The sequence below is a fragment of the Desulfobacter curvatus DSM 3379 genome (assembly GCF_000373985.1).
Taxonomy (GTDB): Bacteria; Desulfobacterota; Desulfobacteria; order Desulfobacterales; family Desulfobacteraceae; genus Desulfobacter; species Desulfobacter curvatus.
Genome location: NZ_KB892950.1, coordinates 1 through 5,546 on the forward strand (window position 1 = coordinate 1; position 5,546 = coordinate 5,546).

General features: G+C 51.1%; 2 protein-coding genes and 1 pseudogene. 1 reads left to right on the forward strand and 2 read right to left on the reverse strand.

Annotated elements, in window-relative coordinates; genetic code table 11:
- Positions 1–526: pseudogene (locus B147_RS27535) on the forward strand (IS4 family transposase); the annotation flags it as partial.
- 201 nt (positions 527–727) lie between these two features.
- Here B147_RS27535 and B147_RS0105475 read toward each other — a convergent pair.
- Positions 728–1,657 (reverse strand): GGDEF domain-containing response regulator, encoded by a 930-nt coding sequence (locus B147_RS0105475; RefSeq protein ID WP_020586235.1) that lies wholly within the window; start codon positions 1,655–1,657, stop codon positions 728–730.
- Positions 1,632–4,565 carry a hybrid sensor histidine kinase/response regulator gene (locus tag B147_RS30990; protein WP_020586236.1) on the reverse strand — a complete coding sequence of 978 codons (2,934 nt, stop codon included), beginning with the start codon at positions 4,563–4,565 and terminating at the stop codon, positions 1,632–1,634. Before B147_RS30990 ends, B147_RS0105475 begins: the two co-directional genes overlap by 26 nt.
- Positions 4,566–5,546: the final 981 nt, after the last annotated feature.

Genomic DNA, 5,546 nt, shown 5'->3' on the forward strand with positions numbered 1-5,546 from the left:
ATTGCCTTTACGCTTACGTCTCATCCGTGTTGAGCTTGAAACCGGCCAGATTGAAGTTCTCATCACATCACTAACCGATATAAAAAAATTCCCGCAAGAAATATTCAAAGATTTGTACCATCAACGTTGGCCGGTAGAAGTTGATTATTTATTTATGAAGGAGCGCATTCAAGTTGGAAACTTTTCCGGAGAATCTTCACTATCGGTTTATCAAGATTTTCATTCGAAGGTTTTTACTAAAAATCTTATTTGGGTTCTTGCTTCACCAGCCCAAGACACCATTGAACAAATAAAAGAAGAGAACAAGCAGGACCGGCAATTAAATATGACTCAAGCTATTTCAAAATCCAAAGATACGCTATTTCTGCTTTTTAAAAGACCTGCTGAAATAATAGCACAGCTAATTCAACAAATTCATGCGGTTTTCATGGCTGCGACTGAACCCATTCGGCCAGGACGGGAATTCGAACGAAACCACAAGGTGAACAAGCGCAATCATTACATGAATTATAAACCTTGCCGTTAAGTTTATGACATTGAGTTAAGTTTTACCATCATAGGAGATTAAATGAAGTTCACATCCATACAGTAAAAACAGTCAACGATAGCGACAAGGTGGAAGGGACCATCTCCGTCGCCAGCCGCTGCAGGCCATCAGGCCAAATATCGCTGGGCTTTGATGCCTTACGAAGCTTAAATCAGTGGAGATTACACTAAAATGAATCGTTCATCCATGCTTTTTGTCTTCCGCCTCAGCCATCTCCACCCGGTTGCGCCCATTCTCCTTGGCTCTGTAAAGGGCTATGTCCGCGGCCTGAACAAGGGCGTTCGCATTACTGTTTTGTCCTTTGTAGGTGGTCGCTACGCCGAGGCTTATAGTAACAGGGATCATCCCTTCCGGTATGTCCATATTCTTGCTTCCTATGACCTGGCAGAGTCTTTCGGCAATCCTCTCGGCATGCCTCTTGTCACAGCCGGGAAGGACGACCAGGAATTCCTCACCTCCATAGCGGCCGATATAATCGTAATCCCGCATTAGGGAAAGCATCCTCTTAGCGGTAAGGCGGAGCACTGAGTCTCCCGCCATATGGCCATGAATATCATTGACCTTCTTGAAATGGTCCAGGTCAGCCATGATTATGCTCACAGCCCCCCTTTCCCGTTCAGCCCTGGACAGCTGTTCTCTCAGGATGCGGATAATCTCTTCATGGTTCCACAGGCCGGTGAGGGAGTCGCGAGTGGCTTTTTCCCTGAGCGCATCACGTGCCTCTATTAACTCTTTCTGAAGTTCGATGATACGCCGCCCTGCTCTGAGGCGCACCCTCAGCTCGTTCGCCTTGAACGGCTTGGTGATGTAGTCGTCGGCTCCGGCCTCCATACCGGTGACGATATCCTCATCCTGATACAGCGTTGTCAGCAGGATGATGTAGGTGTAGAGTCCGCTGGCTTTTCTTCTCATCCTTCTGCAGATCTCGATTCCATCCACTTCGGGCATCATCCAGTCAAGGATGGCGAGCCTCGGAGCGTTTTCGGCCTGGAATGCTTCCCATGCCTCGTCGCCATTGCAGGTGACGACCACATCGTACCCCCACTTGTGCAGCTTGGCTTCGAGGAGGCGCCGGGAAACCGGGTCATCTTCGGCTATCAGGATTCTCATAGTTGTCTTTTCCTGTAAAGTTTTCAAGTGCCTTTTTCAGTCGTTGCATCTCCTCAACGAGAGAGGGGTAAACCGTTCTTGTCCCGGCAAATTCCATCTTTTTCCCCATCATCTCCAGCCTGAGCGCCAAATCATAGGCTTTGCTGGCACCGAAATTGCCTACCGAACCCTTGAGCGCGTGGGCGGCACGGTTAAGGCGGACAGCATCCCCTTCGTTGATGGCGCTGTCAATCTCAGCTATCGTTTCGGGGTAGTCCGCCAGGAACAACCCAACGACCTCCCCCAGGAGCTCCAAGTCCCCATCCACGCTCGTCAGTGTTTGTTTCCGGTCAAACACTTCACTCTTGTTGTCGTTGGGTTGCACGGCGGCAGAAGCGGTTTTCGTCCTGCCCGCCATTGCTTCTTCCATGGCCGTGAGGAGTTCTTCAGCCTTGAGCGGCTTGGGGACATAGCCATCCATGCCCGCTTTGAGGCAGGTTTCGCGATCCCCTTTCATGGCATGCGCAGTCAGGGCGATGATCGGGATGTGTCTTTTGCCGCTCTTTTCCTTTTCGCGGATGCGGGCGGTTGCCTCAATGCCGTCCATCTCCGGCATCTGTACGTCCATTAGAATGAGGTCGAAGGGATGCTCTCCTTCCGCCTCCAGAGCCGCCAATGTCTCGACCCCGTTCGCGGTGGCCACCACCGTGTGTCCACGCTTCTTCAATATGCCCACGGCTATCTTACGGTTGGTGGCGTTGTCCTCTGCAAGAAGGATATGGAGGGGACGCAGGGTGTGCCTGAGAGTGTGCTGGGTCAGAAGGGATGACTCAGCCCCTTCCGGTTCGGTCATGCATAGAACCGTCAATATGGCATCCAGGAGGGAGGACTGCTTCACCGGTTTGCTCAGGTAGGCGGATATCCCCATCTCGCGGCACCGGGCCGCATCGTCCCGCATCCTTGATGAAGTGATCATCATGATGGTGGCTCCCTGGTATTCGGCTTGTTGCCGGATACGCTCGACCAATTCAAATCCGTCCATGAGCGGCATATTCATATCGAGGATGAGCAGGCGGAAAGGTTCTCCCTTCTTTTGCGCCTCCGTTATCATTTCCAGGGCGGTCAGTCCGCCGTCGGCCGCTGCGGGGCACATGCGCCAACTCACCAGCATCTCTTCCAGAATGCGCCGGTTGGTTATGTTGTCGTCAACCACCAGCACCCGAAGCCCCTCCAGATTTGCGAGCTTTTCAGGAATCTGCCGGTCCGGCGGTTTTTGCTGTACTTCTAGCCGCACCGTGAAGTGGAACACGCTCCCTTGGCCGACCGTGCTCTCCAGCCAGATGCGGCCCCCCATCAGCTCCACCAGCCGGGCGGAGATGCTCAGCCCGAGCCCGGTACCGCCGTACCGGCGGGTGGTAGAGGTCTCGGCCTGGGCGAAGGACTCGAATATTCTTGTCTGCTTCTCCGGCGGGATGCCGATGCCGGTGTCGGTGACGGTGAAATGAAGCCGGGCCCCGTTTTCTTCCCTTGGTTCGCGGTCCACAGCGACGACCACTTCTCCCTCGTGGGTGAACTTGATGGCGTTTCCCACCAGGTTCAAGATTATCTGCCGAAGGCGGCCGGGGTCGCCCACCACCGCATCCGGGACGCCGGGGAAAACCTCGTACGTCAGCTCCACCCCCTTTTCCTCGGCTCGAAGTCCCAAGGCCTGCAGGATGTCTCCCAGGTTGTCACGCAGATTGAAGTCGACGTTCTCGATGTCAAGTTTTTTCGCTTCGATCTTGGAGAAATCGAGAATGTCGTTGATGATGGTCATCAGGGACTCGGCGGACGATTTCACCGCCTGGACGTATTCGTGCTGCTCTCGGCTGAGCTCGGTGTCCATAAGCAGTTCCAGCATGCCGATGACCCCGTTCATGGGGGTGCGGATCTCGTGGCTCATGTTGGCCACAAACTCGCTCTTCTGGCGGTTGGCAGTCTCGGCCCGATCCTTCTCAACGGCAAGTTCCTCGGACCGCAGTTTCAACTCTTCTTCGGCTTTCGTTCGCTGGAGCATGTCCCATGTGCTTTCCAAAAACAGGCTTAAGTGAAGAATATCGGTTTCATCGTAATCAATTGCCTTGTTGGCAACAGCCATGATGGCCACGACCTTGGTCCCTTTGGTAATCGGAATGCTCAACAGACGTTTGATCGGGACATGGCCGGCGGGATAGCCCTTTTTCCGGGGATTGGGTTTCGAGTAATTGTTCAGGATGAAGGGTTGGCGCTTCCTTATCGCTTCCGCCCAAATGCCGGCATTATCGAGAGGAAATACAACCGGTTTAAAATCGATGGCGCATCCCGCCATTGCCTGTTCAGACCAGAGATGGGCCTTCATCTCGATTTCGTCTTCATCGATAAGCCCGAAAAATCCCAGCGGGCTTGCGCTGCTCCTGATGCATTCTTCAATGATAAAGGCCTCGATATCTTTCAGCCGGGTATCGGCACTACGGTAAAACCCCAGCAGGGTTTGCAGTTCATCCCTGTCCCTGAGAAGCTGATTTTCCATTCGCTTTCGCTTGGTGATGTCGCGAGTCGAGCATAGGATGCTGACGAGCCGCTTTGTTTCATCAAGCATTCCGCTAATCCTAGTTCCCCCCCAAACCCGAGAGCCGTCTTTTCGCCGGAATTCCAGTTCGATACTCTGAGTCTCGATGTGCTTCTCCCCGGCAGCCCCCCCCTCCCGGATTCGCAGAACAACATCCCGAACGATCCGAACCGATTCCTTCGTCATGATCTCTTCCACGATCATTTTCCTGATCTCTTCCAGGGAATATCCGGTTAAGGTTTCGACCGAAGGGCTTGCATAGATTAGCCGCCCGGACAGATCCATCGTCCAAATCGTATCCGGCGAATATTCTATTAGAAGGCGATAATCTTCTTTTTTCATGGTTAAGAAAATACTCCTTTTCAGGCGCGCCATCTCCTCCACCAGATGAACGAACAGCCAATAACAGGGCAAAGGAAACAATCAATCATGTCCTGCATTCGTCTTACATCATGGGAACAAAATGTCATCACTCGTCCGAAATTAACCATGCTTCATGAGCATTGTGTTCGGCGACGCTGACCCTTTGTGGAATACGGCATAAGAACTTGCTTTTTGCTAAAGAAAGTATCGAAATTTCCAAATGTTAAAAACATATACTCCTCGCCTAATACTGTCAAGATCAATTTGAAAAGATCAATACCATTCATCAAATGCCGGAATCTGACGGCCTGTCTGTCACGTTCGTAGAAATCAATGACAGCCAGCTTCTCCAGGCACTATATTCCCCAGTGGACTGTTGACCCGCAGCCTATGCGTTCATCCTGCTGCGGCAACAAGGATCTCGACGTGTCTTCCACGCGGCCTGGTTTGAGGATGAGAGCAAAATACGCAAAGGGTTTGGGCTAAAAAAAATTTCCAGTAATTCGGCATATTGCGTTGACTAGGGCAAACGCATTAAAATTTGGGGGGGGTGATCATAACTTCGACCACTTTCTGTCGATATTTTGATTGATTACATAATAATGCTGTAATTGAAGGGCTTTGACAGCATTCTATATTTAGCAGTCACATAGGTGGCCCATCTTATCATCAAGCCCTTTTTTTTCTTTAGGGTAGCACCCATATTTATCCGTGAATATGCTCTATAGAATGTTTTTTCATTACATATAGTCCTCAAAAACATCCCTTTTTGAGGACTATATGTAATGCTTCATAAATCGTCAACTGTTCGACAGATCGGCCAGCGCTGACGCATCAAAATTTATTATCAATGATATCAGGGGGGCGGAGCGACATCTAAAATTATTTTGTCGCAAAATTATAATAGACACTCTGCAGGTCTTTTGATAATGTAACGTGGATGTGTGTGAGTTCACCCAC